Origin of the sequence: Pikeienuella piscinae (genome assembly GCF_011044155.1) — a bacterium.
Classification (GTDB): Bacteria; Pseudomonadota; Alphaproteobacteria; order Rhodobacterales; family Rhodobacteraceae; genus Pikeienuella; species Pikeienuella piscinae.
In genome coordinates this window covers 3,361,890-3,375,530 of sequence record NZ_CP049056.1, presented here as the reverse complement: position 1 = coordinate 3,375,530, position 13,641 = coordinate 3,361,890, and the positions used below count along the sequence as shown (strand labels likewise).

The window sequence follows — 13,641 nt, the reverse complement described above, 5'->3', positions numbered from 1 at the left end:
ATATCTCTACGGGACGCTCCTTACCCCGGCTGGCGGAAGCCGTCCAGCCGACGCGCCTCCCGGATCACCCGATCTGTGGCGCCACCCTGGTCGAGAGCGGCGTGTATCACCGAATCGCGGCCAAAAGCCAAACCCAACTCTTCGCTCCTCAGCGCATCCACGATTGGGATCGCCCCGCCACCGGCTTTCTCGATCGCCGTGACCACCGCGATCAGTTTCCCGCGCCCGTCCTCCGCGCCGTCCGAGGCCGCCAGAAGCGCGCCGACGCGGCCTTTCTTCAGCCGCGCGCGAACCTTCTCGAAGCCCGTCACCGCCAGTCCTGCCTTCCGGGCGATGCCCAGCGCCTCGACCAGCCGCGTGACCAGAAGCGCCTCAAGCCGATCCGCCAGGTCGGCTGGCGCCTCCACCGGCTGGCGGAAACCGCGCGAGAAGAGGCGCTTCTTCACCGCCTTCGCGACCAGCGTCCGCTTCGCCGTCAACCACACGCCGCGCCCCGGCAGCCGCGCCGCAAGATCGGGCGTCAACCGCCCGTCCGGGTCGAGGACGAAACGGATCAGACGATCCGTACCGCCGCTTTCGCCGGTCGCGATGCATCGGCGCTCCGGCCCGTCCTTTTCCTTCGCGGCGCCGCCCCGGGTCATCGCCCGGCTCCGGTCCGCGCTCAGCGCCGCGCGAAAAGCGCGTCCGCCGCCGAGGTCGGCTTCGGCGCGGCGACCGGCTCCGGCGCCTCTTCGACTTCGGGCGTAGTATCGTAGACCACATCCTCCGGATTGACGATGCCGAGCGCGACGCGCGCGTTCATCACCAGATACTGCGCCTCTTCCAAGCTGACGTCGAACTTCTCCAGGAGCCCGTCATCCTTGACACGCTTGCCATCGATTGTCGACCAGCCGCCGGCCAGCTCCCAATCGGCGCATTTTGCGAATTCTTCCAGCGAGAGAATGCCATCCTCCGCCAGCGCCAGCACCATCTGCGGGCTGAGCCCCTCGAATTCGATCAGCGCTTCCTCGGCGCCGAGGCCGCGCGCGGTCTCCAGCGCCTTGGCGTTCAGCTCCTCGAGGCTTTCGCGGGCGCGGGCCTGAAGCTCCTCGGCAGTCGCCTCGTCGAATCCTTCGATCGCGGTCAACTCGTCCAACTCGACGAAAGCGACCTCCTCCAGCGTCACGAATCCTTCGGAAACCAGAAGCTGCGCTACCATCTCGTCGAGATTCATCGCCTCCTGGAACATTTCCGTCCGCTCGGTGAACTCGGCCTGCCGACGCTCCGATTCCTCCTGCTCGGTCATGATATCTATGTCCCAGCCGGTGAGCTGGGAGGCGAGGCGGACATTCTGCCCCCGCCGGCCGATGGCCAGCGAAAGCTGCTCGTCCGGAACCACCACCTCGACCCGGCCGGCGTCCTCGTCCATCACGACCTTCGCGACTTCGGCGGGCTGAAGCGCGTTGACGAGGAAGGTCGCCGCATCCTCGGTCCAGGGGATGATGTCGATCTTCTCACCGTTGAGCTCGGAAACCACGGCCTGAACGCGCGAGCCGCGCATGCCGACGCAGGCCCCGACGGGGTCGATCCCGCCATCATAGGAAATGACGCCGATCTTGGCGCGCGAGCCGGGATCGCGCGCGACCGCCTTGATCTCGATCACGCCGTCATAGATCTCCGGCACCTCCATCTTGAAGAGCGCGGCCATGAACTCCGGCGCGGTCCGGGAGAGGAAGATCTGCGGCCCGCGGGCTTCCTCCTTCACTTCGCGGATATAGGAGCGCACGCGGTCGCCGACGCGGAACGCTTCGCGCGCGATCAGCTGGTCGCGGCGGATGATGCCCTCGCCCCGGCCGAGATCGACGATGACATTGCCATATTCCACCCGGCGCACAACGCCGTTGATGATCTCGCCGACGCGGTCCTTGAACTCAGCGTACGTGCGCTCACGCTCCGCGTCGCGGACCTTCTGCACGATGACCTGTTTGGCGGTCTGCGCCGCGACGCGGCCGAAATCCATCGCCGGAAGCGGATCGGTGATGATCGAGCCGACCTCGGCCTCCGGGTTCTTGGCGTGCGCCTCCTCGAGGCTGATCTCGATGGCGTGATTCTCGACCTCCTCGACCACTTCGCGGGCGCGGAACATGGTCATCTCACCGGATTTCCGGTCGATATGGGCGCGGATGTCCAGCTCGGCGCCGTAGCGCGAGCGGGCGGCCTTGCCGAGACTGTCCTCCATCGCCTCGATCACCAGCTCGGGGTCGATCAGCTTCTCCCGCGCGACCGCGTCCGCGATCTGCAGAAGTTCAAGCCGGTTGGCGCTGACGGCGCTGTTGCTCATCTCAGGCGTCCTCTCGCTTGCCCGCGTCATCCTTGCGCGCGGGTCCATCGGTTTCGTCGTCAGTCTCAATATCGTCGAAGCCTTTCGGCCCCTCGCCGGGATCGAATCCCTGCGCCTTGCGCGCCTTCAGGCTCTCGGCGATCAGTTCATCCGTCATCACCAGCTTGGCGTCAGCGAGCCAATCGAACTGAAGCCCGACGACGCCTTCCGGGATCTCGATCAGAATCTCTCCGTCCTCGACGCCGCGCAATTCGCCCTTGAAACGCTTGCGCCCGTCGATGAGTTCATCGGTCTCCAGCCGCGCGGTCCAGCCGGCCCAGCGTTCGAAATCCTCGGGCCGGGTCAGCGGCCGGTCGATGCCGGGGGAGGAAACCTCAAGCACATATTCGCCGGAGATCGGATCCTCGACATCGAGCACGGCGGAAAGACGGCGCGACAACTGCGCGCAATCCTCGACCTCCATGCCGCCATCCGGGCGTTCGGCCATGATCTGCAATGTCGAAACGCGTCCGCTCATCAGCCGCACGCGGACAAGGCCGAAGCCCATGTCGACCACGGTCGGATTGATGATATCGGCGATTCGCCGATCCATTGGGGACTTGGCGAGCATGTCTGCCAAGAGTGTCTCCTGAAACGCAAAAAGCGGGCCTCGCGGCCCGCTCCGTATCCGGTTCGGCCCCCGCCCCGTTGAAGCGAGGACGCCGCTATTTGCCGGGGATATACGCTCACGCGGCGCCGAGCGCAAGGGGGGCGAGGCGGGATGCGCCGCGCGCCGCGCCGACCGACCGCAGCTGACCTCAAGCTGATTTCCGGTCCCGTCCCGATGGCGGCCTTCGACCGGGCGGACGGCCGCGCCGCCTGCGCTAAGGTCCAGCCTGTAGGCGCATGGTAAGATGCGATTATTCACTCGGTGGCGGTGAACCCGTCGGTCGGTTTGGCGGCTTGGATCGTCGCGCGCATCGTGGTAGCAACGCGCCGAAATGCTTCACGGAGGTCGGTCAGTATGAACCGCGACGCCATTCTTTCTGAACTCTCAGAGATTTTCGCCGATGTGATGGACCTCGACGAGGTTGAACTCCGGGACGCCACAACCGCCGAAGATATCGAGGAATGGGACAGTCTCAGCAATATCCGGCTGGTCGTCTCCATAGAGCGCAAATACAAGATAAAGTTCGCCAACGCCGAGATCGAGGCGCTGCGCTGCGTCGGCGACCTCGTGGACACCATCATCCGCAAGACGTCCTGAGCTTTCCGGACGACCCACCGGATCGGGGTGGAGGCGATTGATGGCGGAATTTTCAATGGAAGCGCTGAGTTGGTTGCGCCGCGCGCCCGCGGATTTCCGTCGTGAGATGCGCGCGCTTGGCGCGGATGAGGGGCGTGTGGCCGGGGGCGAACTGGCCGATCTCGCCAATCACGCGCTCGATCTGAACCAGCTGCTTCAATTCGACCGCGCGCTGAACCGGATCACCGGACGGATCGACCCTGGCGCGCTCTCACCGATGCGCCTGGCGGTGCTGGCCGACGCGACAACCGATTTCACCGTTCCGGCGATCCGCGTCAGCGCGCTTCGTCATGGCGTGCTGGCGGAGATGTTCGCCCCCGCCTATGGCGCCGCTGTGCGCGAAGCGATGAACCCGGCAAGCGACCTTGCGCGATTCAAGGCGGACGTCGCGCTCGTCGCGCGTGATCATCGCGGCCTCGGGCTGAATGCGCCGACGATGGATCCGGACGCCGCCGAGGCCGCCATCACCGCCGCGATCGCCGAGACCGCGGGCATGATCGACGGGCTTGAGCGCGCCGGCGTCCGCACCGTGATCCTGCAGACCGCGCCGATACCCGCGGAGCCATGGTCCGGTCATTTCGACATGCGCGCGCCGGGCTCCGTCCCAGCGCAGATATCGGCCTTCAACACCCGGCTCCGCGCGCTCGCGGATGCGCGGGCCGCCGTTCTGCTGGACGCCGACGCGCTTTCGGCGGCGGTCGGCCGGGGCAGATGGTTCGATCCCCTGGAATGGAACAGGGCCAAGCTGCCATTTTCGCTCGATCTCACGCCGCTCTACGCCGACCATGTCGCGCGCGTTCTCGGGGCGATCCGCGGAAAGGCGCGGAAATGCCTGGTGCTCGATCTGGACAACACCTGCTGGGGCGGCGTCATCGGCGATGACGGGCTCGAAGGCGTGCGCGTCGGCCAAGGCTCGCCGGAGGGTGAGGCCTTTCTCGCGATTCAGGCGCAGGCGCTTGCCCTCAAGGCGCGCGGCGTGGTCCTCGCCGTCTGCTCCAAGAACGAGGAGGACGCCGCCCGCCTTCCCTTCCGCGAGCATCCGGACATGCTGCTTCGCGAGGACGATATCGCGGTTTTCGTCGCGAACTGGACCGACAAGGCGACAAACATCCGGGGGATCGCGAAGGCGCTCAACATCGGCGTCGACGCGCTGGTCTTTCTTGACGACAATCCGGCGGAGCGCGCCCGCGTGCGTCAGATGCTGCCCGAAGTCGCGGTCCCCGAATTGCCGGAGGATCCGGCCTGGTATCCGGCGGCGCTCGCCCATGCCGGCTATTTCGAGACGGTCGGTCTTTCCGCGGATGACGCGAAGCGCGCCGAACAATACCGCGCCAACGCCGCGCGGGTGCAGGAGATGGAGAAGATCGGCGATTACGACGCCTATCTCGCCTCGCTCGACATGGTGTGCGACCTGCGCCCCTTCGACGAAGTCGGTCGCACGCGAATCGCACAGCTCATCAACAAGTCGAATCAGTTCAACCTGACGACGCGGCGCTATACTGAGGCCGATGTCGCGGAAATGCAGGCGGACCCGAAGATATTCGACCTGCAGATCCGCCTGACCGATCGTTTTGGCGATAACGGCATGATCTCTGTCGTCATCTTCCGAATCGGGGCCGAGGACTGGATCTGCGACACCTGGCTGATGAGTTGCCGCGTCCTGGGGCGCCGGGTCGAGGAGGCCGCCCTCGCGGAAGTCGCCGCCGCCGCCCGCGCCGCCGGGGCGCAACGGCTGATCGGCGACTATATTCCGAGCGCGAAGAACAAGATGGTCGAAGGCCATTTCGCCGCGCTCGGCTTCACGGAATGCGGAGCCACGCCGGGAGGTGGGACACGCTGGGCGCTTGACCTTGCGTCGTTCGAGGCGGCCACGCCGCCGATGAAAATCATCGGCGCCGAGAGGCGGACCCAGATCAAGACCTGACGGTCTACGGCTGGAACGGCTCGACAAACTCGATCTGCACGCCGCGGGTGTAGACCGGGTTGAGGAAATTGCACCAAAAATTCCCCGCCCCCTTCACCGGCTCGGGCGAGACGCATTTCATTCCCTTCTCCGCACACCATTCCATGGTCGCGGTCAGACTCTCCACCTCGAATGCGAAATGGTGAACACCGCCCACGCCCTTGTTGAAACGGGTCAGCGGGCCCGAATCCGCCACCACAAGCTCGATCGTCGCGCCGTCCCGCGCCTTCGTGAACACACACCAGCAGGACCAGGGATCGACATAGCCCCGGTAATCCTCCTCAAGCCCCATGAGCGCCATGAAAGCGTCCGCGCTCTCCATGTCAGGGGCGATCACGCCGACATGGTGCAGGCGGTAGTCGCGGAACATTTCCTTCATTTCGCCTCTCTCCCCAGATGGATCGCGCCGCTATCGACGTCATCCGCGATGCGCGCCGCCAGCCATCTCGTCAATTCGTCGGCGCCGGCGCGATTGAGATGCCCGTAGTCATGATAGAGCGCAGCCGCGTCGATCAACTGGTTCGCCAGATAGATTTCACCCTTCGCCTCGTAAAACCCGAGTTCGTCGACACCGCCGTGATCGGTGTAGATAGGGAGGTAGAGGAACGCGAGCGCGGTGTCGGTGGCGGCGGCGAGCCGGGCGATGCGTCTCGTATAGGCGCGCTCGACGACGAACTCGTAGTCCGCCGCCCAGTCCGGCAGCATCTGCGGGGAGGCGCCGGCGATCCGCTTCTTCGCCGCGGCGCGAAGCTCGGGCTCCGGCGGCGCGACTTCCCGCTCGAGAACCTGGCCACCGGGAAGCGTGATGGTTCCCGTCGTGTCGAGGTCGGGCCCCGAATACGTGGAGGGATCGAACGCCGTTTTCAGCCCGAACAGCCCCGGCGCAAGGCTCTGGATCGCGAGGCTGATCTGACGATAGGGCAGATAGGCGACGTCGTTAAGCCAGTCGAAATTGATCAGGGCCGGGGTCGTCAGCACATCCGACGCCGTCGCCAGATTGCGGAACGCCGGATGCGTTCTTCGCGGCCCGGTTTCCGTCAGAGACATGACCACCAGCGAGGTTTCGGGCCGCGTCTCCAACAGTTCCCGCGCCATCACCCAGTGCATGTTCCGCCCCTCCTGCGGGGTGGAAAGATTGACGACGTGAATCGTCCGCCCGAGCCGTTTGCTCAACTCCCGCCCGAGCGCCGGCGCGTTCACCCCGGCGCCGAGGCGCGAGTTGCCGATCACCGCGACGTCGATCGGCGTCGGGTCGAAATGAATCCGCTCGTAGCTCCACTGGACACGGTGATGGATCGTGTCGGAGAGCTGCTGATAGCGGAGATAGGGATCGTGCGGCAGCGCGATCGCCGCCGCTGCGGCGGCGACCAGGCCGGCCACCATCCAGAGCAGAAGCCGCGCGGCGCGCTCCGTCAGCGCGGACGGCTCGTCAGCTTCGATGTCTGTCCGGGCGTCGCTCGGCGCCATCGGCTCCGCTCCTTCAGAAGTTGAAATAGATGAACTCGGTCGTTCCGCGAAGGACGAAGGCGAGGCCGAGAAGGAAGACGGCGCCGCCAACAAAACACCACGCCGGCTCCGGCTTCCAGCGGAAGGAGATCACCGGAGACCCGACCTCGCGCCATTGCGGCCAGTCGAGCGCCGGCCCGGTCCGCGCCATGATCTGCTGGGTGTTCGGCGCCAGCAACACGATCAGATAGCCGATCGCCAGCAGCGCCAGCAGCCCGCCGACGCCGAGGGGCCACGCGGCGGCGAACCCGGACTCCCCGTTGAGTCCGATCATGCCGCCGAAGATGCGCCCGACCGCCGCCATTCCTTCGGCGCGGAACGGCACCGAGGCGACAACGAAAGCCAGCAAGGTCAGCGCCCGCGCGCGCCACCCGGCGAAGAGCGCGGCCAGCCATTCCGGCGGCCGGCCCTGCCCCTTGCGGCGGCGCCGAGCGAAGCTCCACGCCTCGTTGATCACCATGTAGCCGCCGTGCATCGCCCCGAATAGGAAAAACGTCCATCCGGCGCCGTGCCAGACGCCGATGATGATCATGGATATAAAGAGCGGCAGCAGGACGGAGACGAACTGTCCGGTCCAGCGTCCATGCCCGCGTTCCGCCGACCACCGGGCCAAGGGCAGCGAGAGCGGCGAGAACACATAGGTCCGGACGAACCGTCCGAGCGTCATGTGCCAGCGGCGCCAGAGGTCGTTGATGCTGCGCGAGCGCAGCGGCGAATGGAAGTTGAGCGGCAGTTTCATCCCGAACATGCGCGCAAGCCCGATCGCCATGTCGGAATAACCAGCGAAATCGAAATAGACCTGCAGAGTATAGGCGAAAGCGGCGCCCCAGCTCGCCGCCAACCCCGGCGCGGCGCCGTCGCGCGCGGCGTCGAAAACCGGCGAGGCGTACAGCGCCGCACTGTCCGCCAGAACGGTTTTCTTGAACAGGCCGATGCCGAAGATCGTCAACCCGATCAGGATGTTCTCGAGCGCCCGACGCAGGCGCGGGCGCGCGACGAGCTGTGGAACGAGTTCCTGAAACTGCACGATCGGGCCAGCGATAAGTTGTGGAAAGAAGATCACGAAGGCGGTGTAGCCGATCGGGCCGCCGAGCCGGATCTGCCCCCGGCCCAGATCGACAAGGAAGGCGACCTGCTGGAAGGTGTAGAACGAAATTGCAAGCGGCAGGACGATCTTCTCGATCGCGAACCCGTCGCCGAAGACGAGAGCGAGATTGTCCATGAAGAAGTTGGCGTATTTGAAATAGCCGAGCGCGCCCAGATTGAGCAGAACGCCAAGGATGACGAGCGCGCGGCGCGCCCCGGCGCCCGTCCGTTCCGCGGAAATCATCAGTCCGAGAAGGTAGTTGCCGATCACCGAGACAGCCAGCAGCACCGTGTACTGCGGCGTCCAGTAGCCATAGAAGATCAGCGACATCAGGACGAGGAAATGCAGCCGCAGAAACGTAAGCCGCGTGGCCGCCAGCGCATAATAGCCGATTACGGCGACCGGCAGGAAGCCGAGAATGAAGACCAGTGAATTGAACAGCATCTTCGGCTGAGATCAGGTCGGCTGGGCGATGATCGAGCAGGTCACGGCGATCTTGCGGCGAAGCGCTTTCGGAAGCGTGATCCCCTGCGTGGTGTGGGAGGCGATCTCCAGCACGCGGAAGCCGCCATCGGTCAGAATCTTCACCGCCTCATCGGGATCGCGGAGCAGGATCAGATGGTCCGGCATCGGCGCGTTCAGCGGGATGTTGACGAAGAGATGGCCGTTCTTCGCGATCACCGGCTTCAGCCGTTTCAGCGCGTCGACCGGATCGTCGAGATGTTCGAGGAGATGGCTGAGGATCACGAGATCGAAAGGTTCTCCGCCGGGCTCCACAGCGTGCATGTCCTGCACAACAAATTCGGCCCTGTCGACCGCGCCGAGCAGGGAAAGCGCCTGGCGCGTCTGTTCGAGCGACACCGGGCTCAGATCCCAGGCGACGGCCTCCGCCATCCCGAGATCACGCAGAGCGAGATAGAGCAGTAGCCCGTGTCCGGAGCCGACTTCCAGAACCCGGCCGCCTTCCGGTATCCGCGCCTCCAGCCGTCCGCGAAAGAAATGCAGGCTCGAAAGGTGCATGAACCACAGCACGTGGCTGAAGAGGAGGCCATGCATATATCGGCGCATGAAGTCGTCGTCCGAATAGACGTTCGCGTTCGTCTCCTGAAAGCTCGAATAACGATATGCGTCGTTGCGCGCAAAGTAGAGTTCTTCTTCCTGGATCTGACTGCAAAGCCAGCGGTAATCCTCCGCCGTCTCTCGCGCATTGTCGCCAGCGAGCGTCAGCATCGCCTTGGCCATATGGTCGCTCGTGTCGAGCAGCGCGCGACCGCGAATGGCGAAACTCTGCTTCAGATAGGTCGCGTGCTCCGGCCAGACGTCGAGAACGACATCGACGAGACGGCGCAGCCCGTCCCTGTCGCCGATCCGCTCATAGAGATCCTGCCGGTCCGCTACGGTCTTGGCGCTGGCTGACATGACGTCTCCATCGGTTTTCCGGGCCGCGCGACCGCGCGCGCTCCGATCTGGCCTCGGCTCGGAAACGACGGGTCACAGGGCGGCCCGGCGCGCCGGCGCTCGATATAAACGGCGCGCCGGCAATGTTCAACAGCCGCGATTTCACCGCAAGTCCCTTCTACACACACAAATCTTGGCGCGACCAGCAGCGGCCGTCGCGGCGGCGCCTGAGTCCCCCAGCGCCGCTCAGGCGCCGTAGAGGAGCGAAACCGTCTCGGCGACCATGGCGGGTTTTTCCGCACCTTCGATCTCCACCACCCGCTCTGTCGCAACCATGACGGCGCCATCCGGCCTCTGCGTGACGGCGGCGATCCGCGAACGCATCCTGAGCCGCGCGCCGACGGGCGCCGGGGCGGTGAACCGGAGCTTGTTGATGCCATAATTGACGGCCATGCGCAGTTCCTCAACCGTCAGATGGCCTTTGGAGAGCCGCGGCGAAAGGCAGAGCGTCAGAAGCCCGTGGGCGATGGTGCTTCCGCCCGGCATTTCCGTTTTCGCCCGCTCCGCGTCGACATGAATCCACTGGTCATCACCGGAGAGGTCAGCGAAGCGGTCGATCATATCCTGATCGACCAGCAGCCACTCGCCGACGCCGATCACCTCGCCGACATGATCGGCGAGATCCTCGGGCCTTTTGACAGTCAGCATCCTCTCAGGCCGCTTCGAAAGGGCCTTCGACGCCCATGCCGCCGCCGACGCGTATCGTCCGATGGATGACGGCCCTTTTTCATGGCGCTTATCCTTTTTTCGGCCTTGGGCGGCCGCGCACCCGAATAGTTCTTCCGCCAGATTATCCAATGCAAGCCCTGACGACAGTCGGGGAGATGTCCGCCGCTCCTCACCAATCCTTCAGACAGGGCTTCGGTGATTGCGCCCTTTGCAGCGGCCTCGTTCCCTCCTTCGGCTTCGCCCTGAAAACCGAAACCGGCCCGGGCGCGGGAAAGGCCCCCCTTGATTTGGCGCGAACACGCGATCAGCCTCCGCAGCGCATGCGCCCCGGCCGACTCTTCGAGGAGACTGAAACTATGACGACCGCCCCCGCCGCCAAAGACGTTTCCGAGTATGTCGCCGAAGCCGGCCGGCTTGCATGGAAAGTTCCGAACCTTCCTGACGATGTCGCGCTCCGCCCTGTCCGCTCGGTCGGGATTATCGGCGCCGGGACGATGGGCGGCGGCATCGCGATGAATTTCGCCTCCGCCGGCATTCCTGTCCGCATCGTCGAGACGACGCAGGAGGCGCTCCGCCACGGGCTCAAAGTCGTCCGCGCCAATTATCAGCGCAGCGCCGACCGCGGCCGCTTTCCTCAGGATGAAGTCGACATTCGCATGGCGCGCTTCGACGGCCGTCTCGCCATCCCCGACCTCGCCGATTGCGATATGGTGATCGAAGCGGTGTTCGAGGATATGAGCCTGAAGAAGAAGGTATTCACCGAAATCGACCGGGTGATGAAACCGGGCGCCATTCTCGCGACCAACACCTCCGCCCTCGATATCGACGAGATCGCCGCCGTCACCAGGCGGCCCCAGGACGTGATCGGCACGCATTTCTTCTCGCCCGCCAACGTCATGAAACTGCTTGAAGTGGTCCGCGCAGAGAAGACCGCAGACGATGTGGTCGCGACCTGCATGGCGTTGGCGAAGACCATCGGCAAGGTCGCGGTGCTGGTCGGCGTCTGTCCCGGTTTCGTCGGCAACCGGATGCTCTTCGCGCGTCAGGCGCAGGCGATGAAGCTGGTCTATCGGGGCGTCATGCCCTGGGACGTGGACGCGGCGATCAACGAATTCGGCTTCAAGATGGGCCCCTTCCAGATGTCGGATCTCGCCGGGCTGGACATCGGCTGGTCGAAGGACGCGAAGACCGACAACCCGATCCGCGACGCGCTTTGCGAGATGGACCGGCGCGGCCAGAAGACCGGCGCAGGCTATTACGATTACGACGAGCAACGCCGCCCCACCCCGTCCGACGTCACCGCGAAGGTAATCCGCGAAATCACCGGTGCAGAGCCCACGAAGGCCGACAGGCGGGAGATCGTCGAGAGCTGCATCTTTCCGATGATCAACGAAGCCGTGAAGATCCTCGAGGAGAACAAGGCTCAGCGCCCGTCCGATATCGATATCGTCTGGCTCAACGGTTACGGTTGGCCCGCCGGCAAGGGTGGGCCGATGTTCTACGGCGACCTGGTCGGCGCGAAGGCGGTGCTCGCGCGGATGGAGGCGCTTGCGGCCGATGATCCGGCCTTCGCCCCCGCCGAGACGCTGAAACGGCTCGCCGCGTCGGGCGGCCGCTTCGTCGATATTGAAACTGGCGGGCTGAAGACCTGAGCCGCCTGACGAGACCAGCGATCGCGGCCTCTACCGAAGCGCAACACTTCTAACTCTCCAATTCAAGAAAGCGAGCATGAACGATGGCCATCGAGAACCTTTTCGACCTGACCGGTAAGGTTGCGCTGCTGACCGGCGCCTCCAAGGGCATGGGGCGGGCGATGGCGGAGGCGCTCGCGGCGCATGGCGCGACGGTGGTGATCTCGTCTCGCAAGCAGGACCAGCTGGACGAGGCCGCCGCCGCGATCAATTCGACCTGCGGCGCGAAGCGCGCCCACGCCGTCGCCTGCAACGCGGGCCACAAGGAGCAGTTGCGGGCGTTGGTGGAGACGGCGCGCGCCGTCGCCGGGCCCATCGACATTCTGATCGGCAACGCCGGCGTCAATGTTCATTACGGCCCGATCTCCGAGATCGGTGACGACGCCTATGACAAGAGCATGGCGACGAATGTCCGCTCCAATCTCTGGCTGGCGCGGATGGTGCTGCCGGATATGGTGGCGAAGGGCGCGGGCTCGATCATGTTCACGTCCAGCGTCGGCGCCTTCAAGCCGTCGCTCACGCTCGGGACCTATGGCATGTCGAAGCTCGCGCTGATCGGTCTGGTGCGCAATCTCGCGCAAGAATTCGGGCCCGCCGGCGTACGGGTGAACGCAATCTGCCCCGGCCTGGTGCGCACCGATTTCGCCAGGGCGCTCTGGGACAACCCGGAGGCGAAGGCGCGCGCGGAGAACGAGATCCCGCTCCGCCGGCTTGGCGAAGCGGATGATTTCGGAGGAGTCGCCGTATTCCTTGGCTCGGACGCCAGCCGATACATGACCGGGCAGGCGCTCACGGTCTGCGGCGGCACGAATATGTGGACCTGAGACACGGACGGCGGATATCAAGCACTGGATTTGCGGAGCGCGAACGCGCGGCTGGCCCGGCCCACGCTGACGCCGAGGCGCGCGGCGCATCCTTCGAACTGTGAATTGCCGCCGACCGGCGCTTGATGGAAGGACCAATTTTGACGGAGAACGGGAATACCACAACCGCCGGCCCCGTTTCTCCGGAAGGCGGCGCCTCGCGCGATCTCGTCGAGGCCGAGGTCAACCTCATCCGCAATCCCGCGCTGATCGAAATGCGCCGCGAACAGTTGCTCGACGCAGCGCTCGCGCTGTTTCTCGAAAAAGGGTTCGCCGCCACGACGATACGCGACATCTGTGCTCGTTCCGGTGTCAATCAGGCCAGCATCTACGATTATGTAGCGAACAAGCAGGACATCCTCCGGCGATTGCTGAACCGGCTCTGGTTCCGCTCCAGCGCGCCGACCCTACCCGAGCGCCTTGCGGACCCGGAAGGCCCCCCGCTGGAGGAGATCCTGCGCGCGTTCTTCACCGAAGGCTGGAACGCGCGCCGCGACGGCACCATGCTCGCCTATCGCGCCGTTCCGCATCTCGACGCGCAGGATCGCCGCGCGCTCCATGAACGTGAGAGGCATCTGCTCGAGTCGCTCTCGATCTATCTCCGCAAGCATACCGGCGCCGCGTCCGATGACGAACGGGTCGAAGTGGTCGCGAATTTTATCATTTTTTCCAACGCTTTCGCGCCTCTTCGAGACTGGCTTACCCGCGATATCGATCAGAAGACGGAGATGCGGACCGTGATCGACGGAATCATGGCCATGGTCGATCGACTGCGCGTGCCGGAACCCTGAACGCGGTC

General features: G+C 65.0%; 13 protein-coding genes. 5 read left to right on the top strand and 8 right to left on the bottom strand.

All coding sequences use genetic code 11. The features are described 5' to 3' along the window. Nucleotides 1-20: 20 nt before the first annotated feature. The 3 genes from G5B40_RS16040 to rimP are packed head-to-tail and all read right to left on the bottom strand — an operon-like array spanning nt 21 to nt 2,930. Nucleotides 21-641 carry an RNA-binding protein gene (locus tag G5B40_RS16040; protein WP_165100575.1) on the bottom strand — a complete coding sequence of 207 codons (621 nt, stop codon included), beginning with the start codon at nt 639-641 and terminating at the stop codon, nt 21-23. A 20-nt stretch (nt 642-661) separates the two neighbouring features. Beyond that, on the bottom strand, nt 662-2,320 hold the full coding sequence (nusA, locus tag G5B40_RS16035) for a transcription termination factor NusA (RefSeq protein ID WP_165100572.1): 1,659 nt from the start codon (nt 2,318-2,320) through the stop codon (nt 662-664). Between the two features lies 1 nt (nt 2,321). Then, nucleotides 2,322-2,930: a ribosome maturation factor RimP gene (rimP, locus tag G5B40_RS16030; RefSeq protein ID WP_165103757.1), complete on the bottom strand. Its 609-nt coding sequence runs from the start codon at nt 2,928-2,930 to the stop codon at nt 2,322-2,324. A gap of 393 nt (nt 2,931-3,323) precedes the next feature. Between rimP and G5B40_RS16025 the strand changes: the two genes are divergently transcribed. Continuing rightward, nucleotides 3,324-3,566, top strand: a complete 243-nt coding sequence (locus tag G5B40_RS16025; protein ID WP_211907354.1) for an acyl carrier protein — start codon at nt 3,324-3,326, stop codon at nt 3,564-3,566. A 40-nt stretch (nt 3,567-3,606) separates the two neighbouring features. Beyond that, nucleotides 3,607-5,529 (top strand): HAD-IIIC family phosphatase, encoded by a 1,923-nt coding sequence (locus G5B40_RS16020; RefSeq protein ID WP_165100569.1) that lies wholly within the window; start codon nt 3,607-3,609, stop codon nt 5,527-5,529. Between the two features lie 4 nt (nt 5,530-5,533). Here the strand turns inward: G5B40_RS16020 and G5B40_RS16015 are convergent, their stop codons facing one another. From G5B40_RS16015 to G5B40_RS15995, 5 genes are all read right to left on the bottom strand, one after another. After that, nucleotides 5,534-5,947, bottom strand: coding sequence for a VOC family protein (locus tag G5B40_RS16015; protein ID WP_165100566.1), 414 nt, complete (start codon nt 5,945-5,947; stop codon nt 5,534-5,536). After that, nucleotides 5,944-7,035 carry a hypothetical protein gene (locus tag G5B40_RS16010; protein WP_165100563.1) on the bottom strand — a complete coding sequence of 364 codons (1,092 nt, stop codon included), beginning with the start codon at nt 7,033-7,035 and terminating at the stop codon, nt 5,944-5,946. The genes G5B40_RS16015 and G5B40_RS16010 overlap by 4 nt, the downstream gene beginning before the upstream one ends. 13 nt (nt 7,036-7,048) lie before the next feature. After that, nucleotides 7,049-8,605 carry an MBOAT family O-acyltransferase gene (locus tag G5B40_RS16005; RefSeq protein WP_165100561.1) on the bottom strand — a complete coding sequence of 519 codons (1,557 nt, stop codon included), beginning with the start codon at nt 8,603-8,605 and terminating at the stop codon, nt 7,049-7,051. Between the two features lie 12 nt (nt 8,606-8,617). After that, complete coding sequence (locus G5B40_RS16000; protein WP_165100558.1) at nt 8,618-9,580, bottom strand: class I SAM-dependent methyltransferase; 963 nt, start codon at nt 9,578-9,580, stop codon at nt 8,618-8,620. Nucleotides 9,581-9,805: 225 nt separating this feature from the next. Beyond that, on the bottom strand, nt 9,806-10,267 hold the full coding sequence (locus tag G5B40_RS15995; RefSeq protein WP_165100556.1) for a MaoC family dehydratase: 462 nt from the start codon (nt 10,265-10,267) through the stop codon (nt 9,806-9,808). A gap of 377 nt (nt 10,268-10,644) precedes the next feature. Here G5B40_RS15995 and G5B40_RS15990 point away from each other — a divergent pair, with 377 nt between their 5' ends. The 3 genes from G5B40_RS15990 to G5B40_RS15980 all read left to right on the top strand — a co-directional run bounded on the left by G5B40_RS15990 (nt 10,645) and on the right by G5B40_RS15980 (nt 13,633). After that, nucleotides 10,645-11,940: a 3-hydroxyacyl-CoA dehydrogenase gene (locus G5B40_RS15990; RefSeq protein ID WP_165100553.1), complete on the top strand. Its 1,296-nt coding sequence runs from the start codon at nt 10,645-10,647 to the stop codon at nt 11,938-11,940. Between the two features lie 83 nt (nt 11,941-12,023). Next, nucleotides 12,024-12,803, top strand: a complete 780-nt coding sequence (locus G5B40_RS15985; protein ID WP_165100550.1) for an SDR family NAD(P)-dependent oxidoreductase — start codon at nt 12,024-12,026, stop codon at nt 12,801-12,803. A 140-nt stretch (nt 12,804-12,943) separates the two neighbouring features. Then, nucleotides 12,944-13,633, top strand: a complete 690-nt coding sequence (locus G5B40_RS15980) for a TetR/AcrR family transcriptional regulator (protein WP_246209572.1) — start codon at nt 12,944-12,946, stop codon at nt 13,631-13,633. The last annotated feature ends 8 nt before the right edge of the window (nt 13,634-13,641 follow it).

Coding starts and splice junctions, on each gene's coding strand:
- nusA (WP_165100572.1), bottom strand. CDS start 2,320: ATGAGCAACAGCGCCGTCAGCGCCAACCGGCTTGAACTTCTGCAGATC.
- G5B40_RS16005 (WP_165100561.1), bottom strand. CDS start 8,605: ATGCTGTTCAATTCACTGGTCTTCATTCTCGGCTTCCTGCCGGTCGCC.
- G5B40_RS16025 (WP_211907354.1), top strand. CDS start 3,324: ATGAACCGCGACGCCATTCTTTCTGAACTCTCAGAGATTTTCGCCGAT.
- G5B40_RS15990 (WP_165100553.1), top strand. CDS start 10,645: ATGACGACCGCCCCCGCCGCCAAAGACGTTTCCGAGTATGTCGCCGAA.
- G5B40_RS16000 (WP_165100558.1), bottom strand. CDS start 9,580: ATGTCAGCCAGCGCCAAGACCGTAGCGGACCGGCAGGATCTCTATGAG.
- G5B40_RS15995 (WP_165100556.1), bottom strand. CDS start 10,267: ATGCTGACTGTCAAAAGGCCCGAGGATCTCGCCGATCATGTCGGCGAG.
- G5B40_RS16020 (WP_165100569.1), top strand. CDS start 3,607: ATGGCGGAATTTTCAATGGAAGCGCTGAGTTGGTTGCGCCGCGCGCCC.
- G5B40_RS15985 (WP_165100550.1), top strand. CDS start 12,024: ATGGCCATCGAGAACCTTTTCGACCTGACCGGTAAGGTTGCGCTGCTG.
- G5B40_RS16015 (WP_165100566.1), bottom strand. CDS start 5,947: ATGAAGGAAATGTTCCGCGACTACCGCCTGCACCATGTCGGCGTGATC.
- G5B40_RS16040 (WP_165100575.1), bottom strand. CDS start 641: ATGACCCGGGGCGGCGCCGCGAAGGAAAAGGACGGGCCGGAGCGCCGA.
- G5B40_RS16010 (WP_165100563.1), bottom strand. CDS start 7,035: ATGGCGCCGAGCGACGCCCGGACAGACATCGAAGCTGACGAGCCGTCC.
- rimP (WP_165103757.1), bottom strand. CDS start 2,930: ATGCTCGCCAAGTCCCCAATGGATCGGCGAATCGCCGATATCATCAAT.